We start from the raw sequence: 19993 nt of genomic DNA, 5'->3' as shown, positions 1-19993 counted from the left end.
GATTCATTGTTCCATGTGTGTTATTTGCTATTGATAGCATGTTGATTATGGGTTGAATGCCAATATCCATGCAATGACAATGTCTTCACATCAATCAACTGAAATTATTTTCCAACTTGAACATTTCTCATTTTCCCGAATCATCCGATCTCAATCGCTGTTTAATTCGTGATCGCCATTCGTTCCAATCGCGGCTGCGCGGTTTACGCAAGCGCCAACGCGCCGGTCAACCGTTCGATCAAAGTTTGGCGAAACTCTGGCTAGAAATTCATCACTCTCAAGCACTTGTCGAACGCCGCGCTGCGTTGGTGCCGCCAACGATTGACTATCCCGAAGCCTTGCCGGTCAGCGAGCGCCGCGCCGAAGTTGCTGAGTTGATCGTGCAGCATCAAGTCATTGTTTTATGTGGCGAAACGGGTTCGGGTAAATCGACGCAGTTGCCGAAAATCTGTCTTGAGCTGGGGCGCGGGCGCACGGGGCGGATCGGACACACGCAGCCGCGTCGCATCGCGGCGCGGACGCTGTGCAGTCGCGTGGCGCAGGAGCTGGGCGGCGAGACCGGCAATCTGGTGGGTTACAAGGTGCGGTTCCATGATCGCAGCCGCCCGGAAAGCTGCATCAAATTGATGACTGACGGGATTTTATTGGCGGAAATTCAACAAGATCGGCTGCTCACCGAATACGACACGCTCATCATCGACGAGGCGCACGAGCGCAGTTTGAACATTGATTTTCTGCTCGGTTATCTGCGCGGGATTTTGCCGCGTCGTCCCGATCTCAAGGTGATTGTGACTTCGGCGACCATCGACCCGCAGCGTTTGCCCGCCATTTTGCCGATGCGCACGCGCAGCCTGCGCCGATTATTGAGATTTCGGGGCGCACTTATCCGGTTGAGGTGCGTTATCGCCCGCCGGCTGAGGATGAAAGTGCGGGCGAGCGCGATGACGCGATGCAGCAGGCGATTTCAGCGGCGGTCGGCGAGCTGGCGCTGCACGGGCGCGGCGATGTGTTGGTGTTTTTATCGGGTGAGCGCGAGATTCGGGACACGGCGGAAACGCTGCGCCAGCATCATCCGCCGTCCACCGAGATTCTGCCGCTGTTTGCGCGGCAAAGTCCGCAGGAACAGGCGCGGATTTTTCAGGCGCACAGCTCGCGGCGGGTGATTTTGACCACGAATGTCGCGGAAACCTCGCTGACCGTGCCGGGCATTCATTATGTGATTGATCCCGGTTTTGCGCGGATCAGTCGCTACAGCCATCGCACGAAGGTGCAGCGGCTGCCGGTCGAACGGATCGCGCAGGCGTCGGCGAATCAGCGGCAAGGTCGCTGCGGGCGGGTGGCGGCTGGCGTGTGCATCCGCTTGTATAGCGAGGAAAATTTCCAATCTCGCGCCGCCTTCACCGAGCCAGAAATCTCCCGCACCAATCTGGCTGCCGTCATTTTGCAGATGAAATTGCTCGGCTTCGGCGCGATTGAGCATTTTCCGTTTATTGATCCGCCAGATTCCCGTTTAATTACCGATGGTTATCGGACGCTGGAGGAATTGGGTGCAGTCGATGCTGCGGGCGATTTAACGGCGCTGGGCAAACAGTTGGGACGGCTGCCGGTTGACCCGCGCATCGGGCGGATGCTGCTGGCGGCAGTCGAGCACGTTTGTTTGGACGAGATGTTGATTATTGCGGCAGCGTTGAGTGTGCAAGACCCGCGTGAGCGTCCGTTGGAAAAGCAGCAAGCCGCAGATGAAATTCACAATACTTTTCGCCACGAGCATTCGGATTTTTTCACTTTCGTAAAGCTGTGGAATTTTCTGGATCAACAGCGTCATGCGTTATCCAGAAATAAGTTTGCAAAGTTATGTCAGCGGCATTTTTTATCGGTGAATCGGGTGCAAGAATGGCGCGATGTGTATAGCCAATTGCGTGAGCAAATGTTGGAAATGGGATTTAAGTCATCGCCGTCGGTTATCGAAAAAGAACCAAAGGCACTATTTGACGCGCTTCACCGCGCCCTCCTCGCCGGTCTGCTCGGCAACATCGGATTCAAAGGCGCAGAACGCGATTATCTCGGTGCGCGGAATAGCAAATTTCAAATTCATCCGAGTTCGGGGCTGGCCGCCAAACCGCCAAAATGGGTCATCGTCGCCGAGCGCGTCGAAACCACGCGCCAATATGGGCGCATCGCCGCTGCGGTGCAGCCGGCGTGGATTGAAAGCGCCGCTCAACATCTGCTCCAGCGCAGCTATTCCGAACCGCACTGGGAAGCGAAATCTGGGCAAGTCGCCGCCTTTGAACGGGTGACGCTGTTTGGCGTCGTGTTGGTGCCCAAACGTCGCGTTAATTACGGCCCGCTCAATCCCGCTGAAGCCCGTGAGATTTTTCTGCGCTTCGCGCTGACCGAAGGCGATTTCAAAACCCGCGCTCCATTTTGGCGCCACAACCGCGAATTGATTGAATCCATCGACCAGCTCGAAGCCAAATCGCGCCGCCGTGACATCCGCGTCGATGATGAAGCGGTTTATCGGTTTTATGCCGAGCGCGTGCCGTCGGGCATTTATTCAACGCCGCAATTTGAGCAATGGCTGCGCCACGCCACGCGCACCAATCCCAAACTGCTGCATCTGCGCTTGAACGATTTGATGCGCCACGACGCCGCCGACATCACGCCGACTTCCTTTCCCGACCGCCTGCACGTTGGCGCGACGGCGCTGCCGCTGGACTATCACTTCGAGCCGGGCGCGGCGAGCGACGGCGTGACCGTGACCGTGCCGCTGCCGCTGATTAACCAGATTTCCGCAGATCGGCTCGATTGGCTGGTGCCGGGACTGTTGACCGAGCGGATCACCGCGCTGCTGCGGGGTTTGCCCAAAGTGTGGCGCAAGCAACTCGTGCCCATTCCCGACACTGCGGCACGGCTCGCCGCTCGCCTCAAACCGTCAGAACGCCCTTTGATTCAGGCGCTGGCAGAAACGCTCAAAACGATGACGGGGGTGCAGATTCCCGAAGATGCGTGGGATGTGAACGCGATTCCTGAACATCTGCGGATGAAGGTCAAACTGATTGACGAGAGCGGCACCGAGCTGGCGCTGGATGCCGATTCGCTGCGGCTCAAACGCGAATTTGGCGAGCAGGCGCAACACGGTTTTGCGCATTTGCCGAGCAGCGATTTAGAACGCGACGATTTAACCCGTTGGAATTTCGGCGATTTACCGGAAGCGGTGGATTTGACTCGCGCTGGAATCACGCTGCGCGGTTATCCGGCGCTGGTGGACGGCGGAGACAGCGTGTCCATTCGGGTGCTGGATTCGGCGGAAAATGCGGCACGAGCGCAACGCGACGGTGTACGGCGGTTATTGATGCTGCATCTCAGCGCCGAACTGCGCCAGCTCCGCAAACAACTGACCGATTTAGAACGGATGCGGCTGCTGTATGCGAAAGCGCCGCTTATTTCATCAAATCCCAACCGCCCGATCTCAAATCCCCCCAACCCCCCTTTTTCAAAGGGGGGCTTTTCAACTCCCCCCGTTGAAAAAGGAACTCCGACATCTCCCCCCTTTGGAAAAGGGGGGGCAGGGGGGATTTATCCGACGACCTGCTGGCGCTGATTTTCGATTTAACCTTCACCGAAGACCGTCCGCCGCTGCGCAGTCAAACCGAGTTTGAACAGCGTTTAACCGACTGCAAAGCGCACTTGCTGCCGACGACGACCGCAGTGTGCAAACTCATCGGCGGCATTTTGGCGAGCTATCACGCGCTGCGAAAACAGCTCGCCACCAGCACCCAAGCCAATTGGCTGCCGTCGGTGCTTGACCTTCGCGCCCAGCTTGACGGCTTGATTTTTCGCGGTTTTCTGCTGCAAATCCCCTTTGCGCAGCTCAAAAATTACCCGCGTTATCTCAAAGCGATGGAGCAGCGATTGGAGCGTCTCGCCCACGCGCCGAGCCGCGATCAGCAATGGCTGCGGGAAATGGCGGAGCTGCAAACCCGCTGGCGCGAGCGGGCAGACGCAGCGACTGCTGCCGGACGCGATGATCCGCGTTTGGAGGAAATTCATTGGTTAATCGAGGAGTTGCGGGTGGCGCTGTTTGCCCAGCAATTGGGCACACCCGCGCCGGTGTCGGTCAAACGCATTCAAGCCCGCTGGCGCGAGTTGGGATTGTAAATTGCATTTCAAAAGTATTTTGTATAACGCAAAATCAAGCGGTTATCTTCCAGCCAGCCGTTTTCCGTTTCGAGATCGCCGCCATATTGCAGCGTGATTTTTCCAAAAGAAAATTGCGCCGTGCCGGTAAGTTGATATCGATGCAGTTCGGTCTGGTCGTGCTGGCGCGTGGCGTTGAGACTGGTTTCGCCGCCGACGCTGTAGAAATAGCCAGCAGCCAGCGTGTAGCCGGGCAGCACGTCGTATTGAACGCTGACCTGCGCGGTGGTGAGCGGCGCTTTTTCCAAGGTGTCGCGGCGTTGCCCAAACTCAGCATTTTCGCCATACCAAACCGTATCCAGCGCCAGCATCCACCGCGAACGATCGGTTAACGGCGCCTGCACACCCATTTGCAATGCGCCGCGATAGCGGTTGTCACCGAGATTGAAATTGCGATCATGGTGATAGTTGCCAGTCGGCGCGAACAAATAAGCGCCAACGCCAAAATAAGTTTGGGTTTCACGATTGGCGTAAGGCCACAGCGCCAGCAAAAAAGTCGTATCACCAATACCGCTCACGCTTTCTTGATTCGACAGTGAACCAGCAGGTTGTACGCTTGACACTGGCGTCTGCGCGAAAAACAGCAGCGGCTTTCCCGCTGCATCAAACACACGCCCAACCCGCCAAAACAGATGCGAGATTTCCAATTGTGGATCACCCGGCTGCAACTGCCCGTGCACATAACGCCCCTTAAAATTGCTTTGTTGCAGAATGAATTGCGTGAAATTCATGCCAATTTTAGGCGCTCGTAAATCGCCCGGCTGCAAATCAACTGCCAACGCTGGCGCAGCAAATAAAATGGTCAGAAGTGAAACGATGCAAGCGTGGCGATAACGTATCGGCATGATGTAATCCTGTGCGGCAACCGAAGGTGATTGCGGTTGATAATGATCATAATCGGTTTAACTTCCACGCTGGTTTGTGCAAGGTGATTGTGCAATGGATATGAAAACATTGGTGGCTGTCGGCATCATGATGGCGCTGGCGAGCACCCTGAGCATGGCAACAACGTTATTGACGCGCCGCGTTTATCCCGGTTTCGGATACTGGACGTTTGGCGTCCTGTGTCGAACGCTGGGTTCGTTGTTATTCCTGTTCCGCGATCAACTTTCACTGTGGCTGACCATCATCCTCGCCAATACCCTATTGCTCGCAGACATCATACTGATCGGGCGCGGAGTGCGCGTATTCCGTGACCAGCATCACCCAAACCACTCCAGCATAGAAATAGCTGCCTTATTGTCATTTATCGCATTATTCATTTGGTTAACCATTGTCGTGCCCGACACCAAAATGCGTATTTTGCTGTGGTGTGTTTACAGCAGCGCATTCATGTCATGGGCGATATTTATTTTGCTTACACGGCGACCAGCGTGGTTTGGATCAGGCGATCAATTTCTAGCACTGGCGCTGATTTTCTTAGTGTTAGCGACATTTATCCGCATTGGCTATACCGCATTTTTTGAAGGGTTGCTCCCTGATCTTATGGTCGCATCCGGTCAAGCCGTATTTATTGTGATTAACATCGGAATGACGCTATTGATCGTTTTGGGGCAAATCATTATGAATGCGCAGCGGATTGAATACGACTATTGCTTGGTGCAGCAAGAATTGGAACGGGACATCGCCGAGCGTAAATATCTGGAAACACAATTGCGAGAGGAAACCATCCGCGATCCGTTAACCGGATTATTTAATCGCCGTTATCTTAATGAAAGTTTGCAACGTGAATTCAGCCGCTGCCAACGCAATGGCGGATCGCTGATTATCGCCATGTTGGATTTGGATCATTTCAAACGTTTTAATGATAGTTATGGTCACGATGCTGGCGATGCCGTACTGCGGGCAGTCGGCGAACTCTTGCAGCATTCGCTGCGCCGCGAAGACATCGTGTGTCGTTACGGCGGCGAGGAAATCACCATGATTCTGTCGGAAACCACGCTTGCCGTTGCGGCTGCTCGATTGGATGGAGTGCGCCACGCGCTGACCTGCCTGCGGGTGCGCCATCAGGATCAGGAGTTGCCACCAATCAGCGCCTCGATCGGGCTGGCAGCAGTGGAATCAATTGATTTAACCCCTAATACGGTGCTCGCTCGTGCTGACGTGGCGCTTTACCGTGCGAAACAAAACGGGCGCAATCGAATCGAAGTGAATGCGACTGATTTCAACATTACCGAACCGAGCAAGACTGCATTTATTCGCTTAATTTTGCGGGATTGTTTTCTCAGCGGTCATATGTTGATAGACCATCAGCACCAGCAATTGTTTGATGACGCTAATCAGCTTTTGGATTTAATCCTCAACGAACGACCGGATGCAGCAGAGGTGAACCTGCTGCTTGATAAAATGATGCGCGATTTAATACAGCATTTTCGGGATGAGGAACAAGTGCTGATAGCGATTGGTTATCCGGGTTTGGTTGAACACGCTATTTTGCATTACTCCTTGATTAATCAATCAGTGGTATTGGTGGAGCAATTTCGTGCTGGTAGTTTGGCGATTAGTTCGCTGTTAGAATTTTTAGCTCACGACGCCATCGTTAAACACATCCTAAATGAAGATCGCAAATTCTTCGGTCATCTTCAAAATTTTCCAACATCCGAAAAAATTGATAATTTTCAATGTCAATAATGTTCAACTGCGCCACCACTGCGCCACTCGAAAATGCACACTTTCATGGAATGACAGCAATGCTGGTGTAAATACCAACACCAAAATAGTGGAAAAACCCACGCCAAATGCCAATGACACTGCCATCGGAATTAAAAATTGCGCCTGCAAACTGGTCTCAAATAATAGCGGACCTAAACCAACAACGGTCGTCGCTGAAGTTAAGAGCATTGCTCGCAATCGTGACACTGCTGCTGCAATTAACGCTGCTTCCACTTCAATTCCGGTTTCGCGCAATTCGTGATACATGCTGACCAGAATGATTGCGTTATTCACTACAATTCCCGATAAGCCAAATAAACCAAATAGCGAGAGCAGCGTTAAATCCAAGCCCATGATCCAATGACCCGCAATTGCGCCAATCAATCCCAGCGGAATTGCCGTCATGACCACCAGCGGCCAGCCCCAGCTCGCAAAAACCGCTGCCAGAATTAAATAAATCAGCGCCAGCCCCAGCCACAATCCCAGTCGCATATCGCCGAGCGTTTCGCGTTGATCGGCAGCGCGACCTTCAAAGCTGTATTCAATCCCGTAATGTTTCACCAGTCTGGGCAACAACTCGCGCTCCAACGCTTCGCGCACATTATCCGGCGTACTCAGCGCACGATTGATGTCCGCTGACACTTCCACTGCCAACCGTCCGTCGGCATGGCGCAGCGCCTCAAAACCGCGTTGGCTTTCCCAGTGCGCCACCGTCGGCAGCGGTACAAAACTGCCGTCCGGCGCACGAATCAACAGTTGTTCCAGCACGTCTAAACGGGTGCGTTCAGCTCGCGGCAGCAGCACCCGCACTTCCAATTCGTCTTGTCCGACCTGCACCAGTTGCGCCAAATGCCCGTCAAACGCAGCGCGGAGTTGCCGACCCAGCGATTCGGTCGTTAATCCCAGCGCCTGTGCCGCTGGCGTCAGGCGGTAAATCAACTGCTCGCGGCCAAATGGCATGTCATCGAGCATGTCCGAGACGCCCGGCAAACTTTCCAAACTCTGCGCCAGCTCCAATGCCGCTGCTTTCAATTGCCCAGCATCATCGCCCGTCAGTCGCAGCGTTAAATCTCGCCCGGGTGGACCCGCCCGGCGCGAGGAAATCACCAAATTTTCCAATCCGGCGGGCATCTTGATGTGGTTGCGCCAGTCGGCGAGAAATTGCTCATTGCGCACGGTGCGCCGCTCGGTCGGCACTAATTGCACCAGAATCGACGCCAATTGATCGCCCGCTGCGCCATCACCTTTTTCGACTGAAACCGTGCTGCCGAACCGCGCTACTGCGGCTTCAACCAACCCGCCGCCGAGTTCGTGCTCGGTCTCGCGCAGTGCTCGCGCCATTTCGTGCAAAAACGCTGCCGTCTGTTCACGCGGCGTTCCGGCGACAAAGGTGGCATTGGCAAACACCAGTTGCGCTTCCGCCGTGGGGAAAAACACGAATTGAATGCGCCCACCCGCCAGCAATCCGACTGCCAGCAGCATCAGCACCATGACTGCGCTGACGGTCACGCCGCGCCAGCGCACTGCTGTTGTTACCAATGGGCGATAAATGCCGTCGCGGAAATGGTCAAAGCCAGCGTCCACGCGCTGCCGCCAGCGTGGAATCGTCGCCTCGGCGTGATGTTCAAATGCGGCGCGTAAATGCGCAGGCATAATCAGAAACACCTCCACCAGCGACGCCATCAGCACCATGATGGCCACAAACGGGATGTCGCCCAGAATGTTGCCCATGATCCCGCCGATGAGCATCAGCGGCAGAAAAGCCGCGACGGTGGTGAATGCCGAGGCGACGATGGGCCAAAACATGCGCCGCGCTCCGGCAATGGCGGCTTGCGCAGGTGACATTCCGGCACGAAACCGCGATTCGGCATATTCGCCAATGACGATGGCGTCATCGTCAATCACGCCCAGCGTGAGCAGCAGCCCGAACAGACTAATCATGTTGATGGTGCCGCCGAACAGCCACAGCAGCGCCAGCGCCGCGAGATAGGCCGTCGGAATTCCCATCGCCACCCAGAATGCGACGCGCCCCGGCAGAAAGATAAACAGAAGGAGCAGCACCAGCGTGAAGCCCTGTAAACCGTTATCCGTCAACAGGTTAACGCGATCTTGAATCTGCTCCCACTGCGCATCAAACACGGTGAGCGTGAGCGTTGGCGGCAGCGTTGGGCGCGTGTCGGTGAGCCAGTGCTCGAAGATTTTCGCGGCAGTCAGCGAATTACCGTTTTCAGCGCGTTGGACAAGGATTTCCACGGTTGCTGGCGCAGAAATCCCCCCCGACCCCCCTTTTTCAAAGGGTGGAGAAGAGGATTCCTCTGTTTTAACGGGGAGTGAAGCAGAAAGCCCTTCTGTTTCAACGGAGAGCGCAGTAGAAAGCCCCCCTTTGGAAAAGGGGGGTTGGGGGGATTTTTCAAAAAAAGCCGATTTCTCCAACTGTTGCAGTTGCAAACTCGCTGGTCGTGCCTCGCGCACAATCACTGCACATCACCCAGCCGCACCAACCCCGCGTATCGCTGACAATCGCTAAATTTTCAAACGCTTGCGATCGCGGCGCTGCTCCAAACTGCGCAATTCTCGTGCGCCGTCAGCATCGCCTGCCGTGCCCGACGGAAGATCACGCGCCAGCCGTGCGATCTGTTCGCCAATGCCGTCCACGATAAACCGAGCGTTTCCAACGTTTGCCCCGGCACTTCAATGCAATGCGCTCGGTCGGCAGCCCACTGAGATCAATCCGGTCGATGCCCCGCGCCAGCAATTCGCGCTCAAATTGGCGCACCCACGGGCGCAATTCCGCCACACTCGGTCCCGACACCAACAGCCGCGCACGGATTCATAACGCGAAACACGGCTGATTTGCGGCGTTTCGGCATCTTTCGGGAATTGCGAATTCGCTCACACGCTGGCGCACCTGATCCAACGCAATCAACGTATCCGTGCCTTCTTCCAATTCCAGCAACTGGCGACACCCTGCGCGCAGTGGAATTGAGCTTTTTCAGACCATCAACGGTTTTGAGGCGTTCTTCCAGCGGAAGCAAAATCCCGTTTTCCACGTCCTCGGCTGCTGCGCCGCTCCACACCACGCGCACCGAAATCACATCCAGCGCAAAGTTTGGAAAATACTGAACATTCATTCGCAGCAGCGCGACTGTGCCCAGAATGAAAATCGACCCCATCAACAGGTTAGCCAGCAGCCGATGACGGGCAAAAATGGCAATCAATCCGTGTTTCACTCGACGATCTCCACCTTGAGACCGTCAACTGCATTGGGCAGATGCGTCACCATGACCGGCGTTGCTGGCGCGAACGTCGGCGCTCGCACCAACACCAATCCGCCTTCATGGTCATTGCCGCTCAGTTCGCCGACTCGTTCGACGGTCACGCTGCGCAGGCGTCCGTTATCCACCGCAAAAATGCGCTCGCCACCGTGTAGCGCCGAAAACGGCAGCGCGATCGTGGCAGGTGTCACTGGGCGCTGGAGTTGCACCTTCACAAACGCGCCGCGTGGCAAATCAACGCCGCTGGTGGTGAATTGCAATAACGCTTCCACTCCCGCGCATCTGCTTCTCCGCGAGCCGTTCCAGCACTGCGGTCAACGGTTTGCCTGCGTATTCACCGCTGGCCATTAATCGCTCGCCAGCGTCGAGAGCGCGGCGCAATTCCACCCGTAAGCGTCGGGAATGATGGTGCGCAGATACAGCCGTTGCAGCGGGAATAACGTCAAATGGTTTGATTGGGTTGGAGTTGATCGCCAGCCGCTGCTTCCACCACGCCGATCCGCGCCGCAAATGGAGCGCGAATTTCGCCGCGTTCGGCGTCACGTTCGGCTTCTGCCAGCGTCGCAGTCAGTGCAGCCAACTGCGCTGGATGTTCGGCGATGGATTGCTCGCGCAACGTGACTGCGAGACGCGCTCGCGCCAATTGCTGCCGCGCTTCATCGACGCTGGACGCCGAGCCGAGATTTTTCGCTTGCACTGCGCCAGCGCGTTCCAGTGCCACTTCAGCGAGTCGCAGCAATTCGCGCTCCTGCGCCAGCGCCGCTTGATCGTGAAGTAAACGCAGTTGCTGTTTTTCCACTTCAGCCCGCGCTTTCGTCAAACGCGGTTGCACATCACGCGGATCGAGCCGCGCCAGCAGTGCACCGGATTGAACGCGTTCGCCGTCATGCACCCGCATTTCCAGCAACCGCCCAGCGACTGGCGCAGCAGCGCGAATGCGCTCTGGTGCTTCGACGCGCCCGAATAACGACAGCACCGGACGATGATCTGCCGGAGTGACGCTGGTGACGCTGACACGCCAGATGCGTTCTTGCACCACCACTGGCGGTGGTGCGGGGCGCGTGATTTTGAGCAGATAAAAACCGCCGATACCGGCAGCGAGAATCAGAAATGGCAAGAGGCGAGGCAGCATGTTATGAATAGTGAATTGAGCAATCATTTCCAAATGTGACCTAAATTGCGGTCGGATGTTGCAAATGCCATTCACAGCGTTACACATGGGACCGGGCATAGCGATTAAAGCACTCGCTGGCCAGCAGTTCAGCGTGTTGACTTTTGGGATAGCGCAGATAGCGATGGATATTGAGCCATTGCTGGGCATGATGCGCGGTGCCGAGCGGTTGCACGGCGTGACCCACACCTATTTGGCAGCAGTGGGAATTGCCGCGCTGGTTGCCATGATTGCGCCGCTGCTGGGTCGATCACTGCTGCGGCGCTGGAACCGGGAACTGCGGTTTTATCATCTGGATTGGCTGACTGCGCCGGAAACATTCACGCCGGTTGCCGTCATCAGCGGCGCTCTGCTTGGCACACTGTCACACGTCCTGCTCGACAGCCTGATGCACGCCGACATGACACCGTTTGCGCCTTGGTCAGACGCCAATCCGTTACGCGGCTGGCTGTCGATCACTGCGTTGCACTGGTTTTGCGTGGCAACTGGACTGCTCGGAATAAGTGGCTGGCTGGCGCAAAAATGGCGACAACGCGGGACAGTTGACGACTAAACTGGCGCTGCCTACATTCCTGCCGATCCCACGACCATTGGAGCACGTCACAATGCTGCACCTAGGCGATCAAGCCCCCCGTTTTTCGTTACCGACTGCCGACATGGAGCAGGTCACGCTCGATCAATTTATCGGTCGCCGTTATGCGGTCATCTATTTTTATCCAAAAGACGATACGCCGGGCTGTACCATCGAAGCCTTAGAATTCACTGATTTACAAGCTGAATTTGAGCAGGCACAGACCGAAATTATCGGCATCAGCCGCGATTCCTGTGCCAGTCATGGCGCTTTTCGAGATAAGTACGGTTTGAGCGTGCATCTGCTGTCAGATACCGATGGCGAAGTGTGTGATGCTTATGACGTATGGCGCGAGAAAGAGGTTCACGGCGTGAAGCGGCAGGGCATCGTGCGCTCCACCTTTATCGTTGATTTGGATGGAGTCATTCGCTACGCGCTGTATGACGTGAAACCAAAAGGTCACGCAGCCGAAGTGCTGCAATTCGTGCGCGATCTGGCGACCACTTAGTGCCATTCGTTGTGAACGCCTTGTCGGCGCAAGCGGATATGCGCTGTGTCGCGTGATCCCATCTGGAATCCACTGACTTTAGCGATGGGGAGGTTCAAACTCCGCGCTTATATCCTGTTATTTCTGCTGGTTTTCGGCTTAACCCCGCTCATTCTCGCCCTACTCATCAATCTCCCGCTGGTGCTGGAGCGCACCACGCTTTTTTACCAACGCGCTTATCTGCAAAACCTGCGAGCGGATTTCCGCGATCTCGATCAACACCTTGCCAGCCGTCACGAGATGATTCGGCTGCTGTCCAAACTTCCTGAACTCGGCTTGATTCTCGGCACTGAGGGCGACGCCGAGCAGATCAGCGCAGCGCGAGCGCGGTACACGCTGTGGATCAATCAAATCCTTGACGATCAAGGCGATGTGATTCAATTACTGTTTATCGGCGATGACGGCGCAGCGCGGTTTTGGTTGACGCGAGATGCGCGGACTCAGGAATGGAAAACCCCAGTTGCAGTGCCGCAAATCCCCAATCGGCAATTTGTCGCGGCGGGGCTGGCGTTGCAGCCGGGCGCAGTGTTGGTCAGCCGCATTCGCATTGATCAGGTCGCTGGCGCGGAAGACCCGCATCAGTTGATGACGCTGAATTTGGTTAGTTTGATCGGCGGGAAGCAGGCGAATGAGGCGCGGGGCGTGGTGGTGTTGACGATTGATGTCGGCGGGCTGGCGCAGTTTTATCAGAACACGTTGTGGGTCAATCAGGACGGCAGCTATCTGCGCCCGAATCAGCCACCGAGCGGCAAACCGGAGGCGTTCGCCGCATTTCCGGGGTTGGCGGAGATTTTCGCTGAGGGCAAGCTGGCGCTGTGGAAAGGCGAGCAGGGGCAGCAAATGCTGTGGCTGCCGATGTTTTTAACCGAAGACGGTGTGCCGCTGTGGGTCGGGCGAGCCGTGGATTCGTCGCCAATTGACGCTTTTCGCAACGAGCTGATGGTACGGGTGCTGTCGATTATTTTTTTACTGGTGGCAGTGGTGATGGTGCTGGCGCGATGGATCGCAGCACGGGCGGAACATTTTGGGCAGGAATTGACTGGTGGCATTGGACACATTTTGCATGACGGACAACCGCTGCGGTTTCGCTGGCGCGGCCCGCGTGAGATTCACGAATTGAGCGAGCAGCTCACCACGCTGGCGAAAACTCACGCCGAACATCTTCGTGCCGCTCGCGCTCATGCCCGCGAATTGGAAACGTCCAATCGCTACAAATCGCAGTTTCTCGCCAACGTAAGCCACGAATTGCGCACACCGCTCAATTCGATTTTGCTGCTGTCAAAAATGCTTGGCGCAGAGAGCGGCGGATTGAGCACCAGCCAACGGCGTCAAGCGCAGGTGATTCACGAAGCTGGGCGCGATTTGCGCACGATGATCGACAACATTTTGGATATTTCGCGGATTGAAGCTGGACATGTGAACATCACGCTCGATTGGGTGGAAATGCGCCCGATGTTGGAAGATTTGATCGAGCTGGTGACGCCGCAGCTTGTCGAGAAACCAGTGACCTTGCGGCTGATATTTGATCCCGCAGCCGCAGCGTGGATTTACACCGACCGCGATAAGTTGCGGCAAATTATCAAGAATTTTCTTTCCAACGCCGTCAAATTCACCGCCAGCGGCGAGATTGTCATCAGTGTGGCGACGCACAACGATTTGGCACATCCGGTGGCTATCAGCGTGACTGATACGGGAATTGGGATTCCGTTGGATAAACAAGAGATTATTTTCGAGGCATTTCAACAGGCGGACGGTTCAACGCGCCGCCGTTACGGAGGCACGGGGCTGGGATTGGCGATTAGCCGCGAGTTGGCGACGCTGTTGGATGGACAGATTGCCATCGACAGCGCACCGGGCGCAGGCGCTTGTTTTACTTTGAGTTTGCCAGTAGCAGCAACGACTGCGCCGCCGATCATGCCCGAGTCGATATTGCCGGCGTCTACTGAAATGGCGGTGCGCTTGAATGTACCGCCGTCAGCTTCGGTCGAATCTGCGCCGGCGCAAAGTGCAACTTGGGTGCTGGTGATTGAACGGGACGTGAAAACCTTGGTGTTGTTGGCGTCATTGCTGGCGCAACAGGGATTGCGGGTGCAAACCGCTGCGGATGTCGACGAAGCATTGGAAACGTTGCAGGAAGAAAACGATGGTTGTGCCTTGGTGCTATTGGCGGCGCAGCAATCAATTGAAATCACCTGTGGTACGCTTCAACACTTATTTACCCAAGTGACACCGCCGCTGCCAATGGTTGTGCTGTTAATTGAAGCGGACGCAGCAATTCAAAAAGATGACTGCCCTGAAATAGGCGCGATTGATGTTTTAACCAAACCCATTGATGTTTATCAATTCAATCGGTTGGTTGATAAAGTGTTGCCAGACCGGAGAAATCAATGAATCGTTATGCCGGATTCAAACTACTGATCGTTGACGATCATGCACACAATTTATTCACGCTGCGAACGCTCATTCACACGCATCTTGATGTCGCAGTATTGGAAGCGGCTTCCGGTCAAGAAGCAATTGATCTCACACATCAGCATTCAAATATCGACTTGATTATTCTCGACGTGCAAATGCCGGATATGGATGGCTTTGAGACTGCGGCGATGCTCAAATTGCGCAAACGCTCCCGCGATATTCCGATTATTTTTCTCACCGCCGCATTCAAATCGGAAGAATTCCAACAGCGTGGTTTTGCTGTCGGCGCTGCCGATTACTTGCTTAAACCGATTGAAGACCATCAGTTCATCAATAAAATCAGCACTTATTTTCGGCTGATTGAAAAAGAACGCGAACTCAATCGTATTCTGGAAAGCCGCGTCGCCGAGCGCACACAAGAATTGGCAGAAGCGCGACAATATCTTGAAAACATTGTCACTTATATGGGCGAGGCACTGCTGGTGCTGACTGCGGAAGGAATTATTAAACTGACCAATCCGGCAGCCTGTCAAATGCTCGGTTATCGCCGCGATGAATTGCTGGGCATGGCGATTGGCGATGTGTTTGAAGAAGACGCGGATGAACAAGCCGGAGCGTTTATGGGGCTGTGGCTGGAGGCATTAATTCGCACTGGCGCATTAAGCAAAATCGAAGCGCGATTTGTCGCCAGCGATGGACGACGTGTGCCAATTTTATTTTCGCGCACTGCCATTAAAACGAATACCGGATACATCAGCGATATTATTTGCATCGCCAAAGACATGACTGGCTATGTACGGTTGGAAGCAAATGCTGATTCCACTCACGACGTTTGTTAAACGAGAGTATTGATTATGACCGAAATGAATTCACTGCCGGAGGTGATTGAAGATGAAGATCACACCACTTTAACTGCGAACGCATTGAAAGCAATGGCGCATCCGTTGCGCTGGAAAATCCTCTGTTCACTCGGTGACAACGAATTGTCAGTCGGTGAAATTGTCGAACGTACCGGCACATCACAAAGCAACATTTCACAGCATCTGGAGCAACTGCGGAATAAAAACATCGTGGTAGCGCGTAAAGAAGCCAATCGTATTTATTACCGCATTCGCAATGGTCAATTATTAGATTTAATTGGCATCATGCGCGAAGTGCTGTGTCCAGTCAATTTGGATGATCGCGCACAATAATTAGATTGATCATACAATTTTGGAGTGAATCGCTAATGAACATTTCTCCGCAATTGCTGTGGGCTGCAGGTTTGAGTGTGTATGTGCTGGCGGTGTTGTTTTTAACGCGCTTGCCGTATCAAATGATGGTGACGCGAGGAATGGAACCCATTCGGGCGGTGTATTACGTTCGCAAAATGGTGCACATGCTGGCGGGTGGAATGGGTTCAATTATGGTTCCACTGGTATTTATTGATCCGTGGTATCCATTGGTGAGCGGATTATTATTAACGCTGTTGTTATATTTCGCACACGTCAGCGGACTGCGGTTTTATTGGTTTCAAACCGATGACAATCGTAATGATGTTAAATTTGCATTGATGTGGTCGAGTTCGGTTTCGCTATTGTGGTGGGTGCTCGGCGATCCATGGCTGGCAATTTTGCCATCGCTGTATATGGCATTTGGCGATGGAATTACTGGAATTGTACGCAATGCAGTCATTCGTAAACGTTCAAAAAATCCGATTGGCAATGTATTCATGCTGCTATTGTGCGCACCGCTGGGTTGGTATATTGGTGCACAGGCTGATCCATCAATTCCGGTATGGGGATTGTTGTCGGCAATCGTAGCGACAGTGATTGAACGCTATGAATTCGGGCCGATTGACGACAACATTTTAATTACCGTGGCTGCATCAAGCGTATTGCTGCTCGGCAGTGTTTTGAGTTGAGCGCAATTAAAAGCCTGCGAGTTGATATAGGCGCTTGGCTTCATCCAGATTTTTTTCGACGCCTTGCCCCTGTTCATACATCAGCGCCAGCGTGGTCATTGAACCAATTAATCCTTGATCGGCTGCCTGTTTGAACCATTGCACCGCTTTTGCCGGATTCTTATCGGTGCATTCGCCCTGCATGTACATAAATGCCAGCCCGTGTTGCGCCACGCCCATTCCTGCCTTCGCCGCTGCCTTCATATAACTGAAGGCTAACAACGGGTTAGGCAACATTCCTAACCCGTTTTGCGCCATGATTGCCATGCGATATTGCGCGTCTACATTGCCCTGTTCGGCGAGCGGCGCGAGTAAACCGGCAGCGCGAGAAAATTGTTTTGATTCAAAGGCAGCGATGCCGCTGCCCAGCGTCATGTCCAGATCGTCTTGTTCGCGGCTCATCGTCAATTCCTGTGATTTATCAAAATGATGGTTTATTGCAATGCGACAAATGCTTGCCAGCGTTCCAGTAATTCGGGATTCGCTGCGGCAATCGCAAGCTGAGAATCCAGCGTTAATCCGGCAGTCAAGGTCATTTGCTCGGGTTGGTAATGTTGCACTGCCGCGCCCGCTTCTTCGGCAATCAACCGTCCCGCCGCGTAATCCCAGAGCCGTTGCCCGCCGTGCAAATACAGCTGAAATCGTCCGCTCGCCAGCCAGCACCAGTCGAGCGCGACCGAGCCGAGATTGCGTTGTGAGCGAAAACCGCCGGGGCGAAACAGTGCCGCTAAACGCTGCGGCGGTAATCGTTTCAAATCAATCATCGCCAAACAGTCGCCGAGTTCTGCGCCAGCCGCAAACGGTTGAATTGGCTCACCATTCAGCCACGCGCCCTGACTGCGAGCGGCAGTGAAACATTCATCGCGCACTGGATCGTAAATCGCGCCGTGCGTGACTTGCCCGTGTTCAATCAGCGCCAGCGAAATCGCAAAAAACGGCAAGCCGCAAGCGTAATTGCTGGTGCCATCGAGCGGATCAAGCACCCAGATTCGGTGCTCAGTTGCGGTCAACAAATGCTGCTGCTCGTCGGCGGTCATCTCCTCACCCAGCAGCGGAATGTCAGGGAACACCAGCGCGAGCGCAGCAGTGATTCGCGTTTGCACCGCTAAATCGGTGGCGGTGACTAAGCTCCCGTCGGCTTTGTTCTCGGCGCTGATGTGATGCCAGCGCGGCATGATTTCGGTTGCCGCAGTAGTGCGCAGCAATTGTGTTAACAGTTTGAGTTTCGCGTTCATTCGATGCCTATCGTCTGGGTTTGACCGCGCTGGAGCGGATTGCTCTAATCAGTGCATTAGCGTCATTTCACTCACACCAGCAGGTCAACTCGTCATGCCATTGCAACCTGTCATTCTTTCCGGCGGTTCTGGAACGCGGTTGTGGCCGTTGTCCCGCGAAGCCTATCCGAAACAATTTCTGCCGTTGACCAGTGCGCACACGATGCTGCAAGAAACCGTGCGGCGGTTGAACGGTTTGGATGCCGAACATCCTCGCGCCGCAATTGGCCAGCTCGCGCCGCTGGTGGTGTGCAACGAGGCGCATCGCTTTTTGGTTGCCGAGCAGTTGCGCGTGATTGGGCAACCACCAGCCGCAATTATTCTCGAACCGCTGGGACGTAACACCGCGCCAGCATTGACCTTAGCGGCACTCGCCGCGACCCAAACTGATGACGATCCGATCCTATTGGTGATGCCGGCCGATCATACCATCCGCGATGAAACCGGCTTTCGCGCAGCAGTCGCGGATGCCACATTGCTGGCGCGAGCTGGCGCAGTGGTGACGTTCGGCATCGTGCCCAGCAAACCCGAAACCGGTTATGGCTACATTCGGCAAGGTGCGCCGTATTCAATCGCTGGCGTGAATGGCGCAGCCTATCAGCTCGCTAATTTCGTGGAAAAACCAGCGGTTGAAGTTGCTGAAAGTTATCTAGCATCAGGCGATTATCTGTGGAACAGCGGCATTTTTGTATTACGAGCATCGCTGTGGTTACGACTGATTGCACGGTTTCGTGCCGACATCGCCAACGCCTGCGCCAGCGCCTGTGCTGCCGCCCAGCGCGATGGCGAGTTTTTGCGCTTGGCGACGGAGCTGTTCGCAGTTTGTCCCAGCGACTCAATTGATTACGCAGTGATGGAGCATTTGGCGGCGGGCGCGGCAGCGGATTTGCCGCCAGCAGTGGTGATTCCGCTTGCCGTCGGTTGGTCAGATGTCGGCGCGTGGTCCGCGCTGTGGGAAGTGCGCGAGCAGGATGCAGCGGGCAATGTCGTCGATGGCGACGCTTTCTTGCACGATGCGCACGATAACTTGGTAATTGCGCAACATCGGATGGTGGCAGCGATTGGCGTCCACGATTTAATCGTGGTCGAAACGCCCGACGCAGTGTTGGTCACGACCAAAGACAGTGCGCAGGACGTGAAGGCGGTCACGCAGTTTCTGCAACGAGAACAACGCAATGAGCATCGTCATCACCAGCAGGTGCATCGTCCGTGGGGTTCGTATGAAGCCATTGGGCTGGGAGCGCGGTATCAGGTGAAACGCTTGATCGTGAAGCCGGGCGAATCGCTGTCACTGCAAATGCACCATCATCGCGCCGAACATTGGGTGGTGGTTTCCGGCACGGCTCGCGTCACCTGCGACGAGCGAACGTTTTTATTGACCGAAAATCAATCCACTTATATTCCGGTCGGTTCCACGCATCGGTTGGAAAATCCCGGCAGCATTCTGTTGGAACTGATTGAAGTGCAATCCGGCAGCTATCTGGGCGAGGATGACATCGTGCGGTTTGAAGACCGCTATCACCGTTAATTCCGTCCGGCATCACCGGCAAAAAATGGTCGCAGCAACAAGGTGTGTGACTATCGCTGCGACCCAATTGGCTTGCTGCCGAAAAACAAAGGTGGTCAGCCAGTACGACTGACCAGTGAGGCGGGAACTAACGTTTGGTAGAACGCCGAACAGTGCTGTTGCGATTGACGAGCGCGATCAAAAAACCCGCGCAGAGGATGGCAACGAGAATGCCGGTAATGGTTAGTGCATCAAAACTCATTCAAATTCTCCTAAATAGTGGCAATCCGTTTCCAGTGCACTGGCAAACGGCTTGATAACAAAAAACACTGGTGTGCACGTGAGTTGGGTCATTACCAGCGTATTTCGGCATCTGCTAATATAGTATCAAATTTAGAAGTAACGCAGTTGAATCTATAAGTTGATGATTTTATTAAAAACT

Annotated in this window: 18 protein-coding genes and 1 pseudogene; 9 read left to right on the top strand and 10 right to left on the bottom strand. The window is 54.7% G+C overall.

Annotated features, from left to right (window positions below; genetic code table 11):
• Positions 1-116 precede the first annotated feature (116 nt).
• A pseudogene (gene hrpA / locus CXB77_RS02110) lies at positions 117-4158 on the top strand (ATP-dependent RNA helicase HrpA).
• An 8-nt stretch (positions 4159-4166) separates the two neighbouring features.
• Here hrpA and CXB77_RS02100 read toward each other — a convergent pair.
• Complete coding sequence (locus CXB77_RS02100; protein WP_105072605.1) at positions 4167-5042, bottom strand: transporter; 876 nt, start codon at positions 5040-5042, stop codon at positions 4167-4169.
• Positions 5043-5136: 94 nt separating this feature from the next.
• Here CXB77_RS02100 and CXB77_RS02095 point away from each other — a divergent pair, with 94 nt between their 5' ends.
• Positions 5137-6828: a diguanylate cyclase gene (locus CXB77_RS02095; RefSeq protein WP_105072604.1), complete on the top strand. Its 1692-nt coding sequence runs from the start codon at positions 5137-5139 to the stop codon at positions 6826-6828.
• 3 nt (positions 6829-6831) lie between these two features.
• On the opposite strand, the gene CXB77_RS02090 is transcribed toward CXB77_RS02095, so the two are convergent.
• The 7 genes from CXB77_RS02090 to CXB77_RS20820 all read right to left on the bottom strand — a co-directional run bounded on the left by CXB77_RS02090 (position 6832) and on the right by CXB77_RS20820 (position 11256).
• Positions 6832-9321 carry an efflux RND transporter permease subunit gene (locus tag CXB77_RS02090; RefSeq protein WP_242445356.1) on the bottom strand — a complete coding sequence of 830 codons (2490 nt, stop codon included), beginning with the start codon at positions 9319-9321 and terminating at the stop codon, positions 6832-6834.
• A 51-nt stretch (positions 9322-9372) separates the two neighbouring features.
• Complete coding sequence (locus CXB77_RS22775; RefSeq protein ID WP_277949327.1) at positions 9373-9504, bottom strand: hypothetical protein; 132 nt, start codon at positions 9502-9504, stop codon at positions 9373-9375.
• Positions 9464-9625: a hypothetical protein gene (locus CXB77_RS20840; RefSeq protein ID WP_242445355.1), complete on the bottom strand. Its 162-nt coding sequence runs from the start codon at positions 9623-9625 to the stop codon at positions 9464-9466. Before CXB77_RS20840 ends, CXB77_RS22775 begins: the two co-directional genes overlap by 41 nt.
• Positions 9612-10079 (bottom strand): efflux RND transporter permease subunit, encoded by a 468-nt coding sequence (locus CXB77_RS20835; RefSeq protein WP_242445354.1) that lies wholly within the window; start codon positions 10077-10079, stop codon positions 9612-9614. The genes CXB77_RS20840 and CXB77_RS20835 overlap by 14 nt, the downstream gene beginning before the upstream one ends.
• Entirely contained in the window at positions 10076-10384 is a 309-nt protein-coding gene (locus CXB77_RS20830; protein ID WP_242445353.1) for a hypothetical protein, read from the bottom strand. The genes CXB77_RS20835 and CXB77_RS20830 overlap by 4 nt, the downstream gene beginning before the upstream one ends.
• Positions 10359-10505 carry a hypothetical protein gene (locus CXB77_RS20825; RefSeq protein ID WP_242445352.1) on the bottom strand — a complete coding sequence of 49 codons (147 nt, stop codon included), beginning with the start codon at positions 10503-10505 and terminating at the stop codon, positions 10359-10361. Before CXB77_RS20825 ends, CXB77_RS20830 begins: the two co-directional genes overlap by 26 nt.
• Before the next feature lie 61 nt (positions 10506-10566).
• Positions 10567-11256: an efflux RND transporter periplasmic adaptor subunit gene (locus tag CXB77_RS20820; protein ID WP_242445351.1), complete on the bottom strand. Its 690-nt coding sequence runs from the start codon at positions 11254-11256 to the stop codon at positions 10567-10569.
• 64 nt (positions 11257-11320) lie between these two features.
• Here CXB77_RS20820 and CXB77_RS02075 point away from each other — a divergent pair, with 64 nt between their 5' ends.
• The 6 genes from CXB77_RS02075 (at position 11321) to CXB77_RS02050 (ending at position 16731) form a co-directional block, all read left to right on the top strand.
• A complete protein-coding gene (locus tag CXB77_RS02075; RefSeq protein ID WP_105072689.1) occupies positions 11321-11848 on the top strand; it encodes a DUF4184 family protein in 528 nt (175 codons plus the stop codon).
• Positions 11799-12374, top strand: coding sequence for a peroxiredoxin (locus CXB77_RS02070; protein WP_242445350.1), 576 nt, complete (start codon positions 11799-11801; stop codon positions 12372-12374). The genes CXB77_RS02075 and CXB77_RS02070 overlap by 50 nt, the downstream gene beginning before the upstream one ends.
• Positions 12375-12458: 84 nt before the next feature.
• Positions 12459-14804 carry a hybrid sensor histidine kinase/response regulator gene (locus CXB77_RS02065; RefSeq protein ID WP_105072688.1) on the top strand — a complete coding sequence of 782 codons (2346 nt, stop codon included), beginning with the start codon at positions 12459-12461 and terminating at the stop codon, positions 14802-14804.
• Positions 14801-15667, top strand: a complete 867-nt coding sequence (locus tag CXB77_RS02060) for an ATP-binding response regulator (RefSeq protein ID WP_105072602.1) — start codon at positions 14801-14803, stop codon at positions 15665-15667. Before CXB77_RS02065 ends, CXB77_RS02060 begins: the two co-directional genes overlap by 4 nt.
• Positions 15668-15691: 24 nt before the next feature.
• Complete coding sequence (locus CXB77_RS02055) at positions 15692-16021, top strand: ArsR/SmtB family transcription factor (RefSeq protein ID WP_431520696.1); 330 nt, start codon at positions 15692-15694, stop codon at positions 16019-16021.
• Between the two features lie 35 nt (positions 16022-16056).
• Complete coding sequence (locus CXB77_RS02050; protein ID WP_105072600.1) at positions 16057-16731, top strand: hypothetical protein; 675 nt, start codon at positions 16057-16059, stop codon at positions 16729-16731.
• A gap of 6 nt (positions 16732-16737) precedes the next feature.
• Here CXB77_RS02050 and CXB77_RS02045 read toward each other — a convergent pair whose 3' ends face one another.
• Both CXB77_RS02045 and CXB77_RS02040 read right to left on the bottom strand, forming a co-directional pair.
• Positions 16738-17172, bottom strand: coding sequence for a tetratricopeptide repeat protein (locus CXB77_RS02045; protein ID WP_105072599.1), 435 nt, complete (start codon positions 17170-17172; stop codon positions 16738-16740).
• A 32-nt stretch (positions 17173-17204) separates the two neighbouring features.
• On the bottom strand, positions 17205-18005 hold the full coding sequence (locus CXB77_RS02040) for an inositol monophosphatase family protein (protein WP_105072598.1): 801 nt from the start codon (positions 18003-18005) through the stop codon (positions 17205-17207).
• 94 nt (positions 18006-18099) lie between these two features.
• On the opposite strand from CXB77_RS02040, the gene CXB77_RS02035 reads away from it, so the two are divergent.
• Positions 18100-19572: a mannose-1-phosphate guanylyltransferase/mannose-6-phosphate isomerase gene (locus CXB77_RS02035; protein ID WP_105072597.1), complete on the top strand. Its 1473-nt coding sequence runs from the start codon at positions 18100-18102 to the stop codon at positions 19570-19572.
• Positions 19573-19993 lie beyond the last annotated feature (421 nt).

It is taken from the genome of Chromatium okenii, assembly GCF_002958735.1.
Lineage (GTDB): Bacteria > Pseudomonadota > Gammaproteobacteria > Chromatiales > Chromatiaceae > Chromatium > Chromatium okenii_A.
The sequence above is the reverse complement of the archived record's forward strand: the minus strand, read 5'-3'. Positions and strand labels throughout refer to the sequence as shown.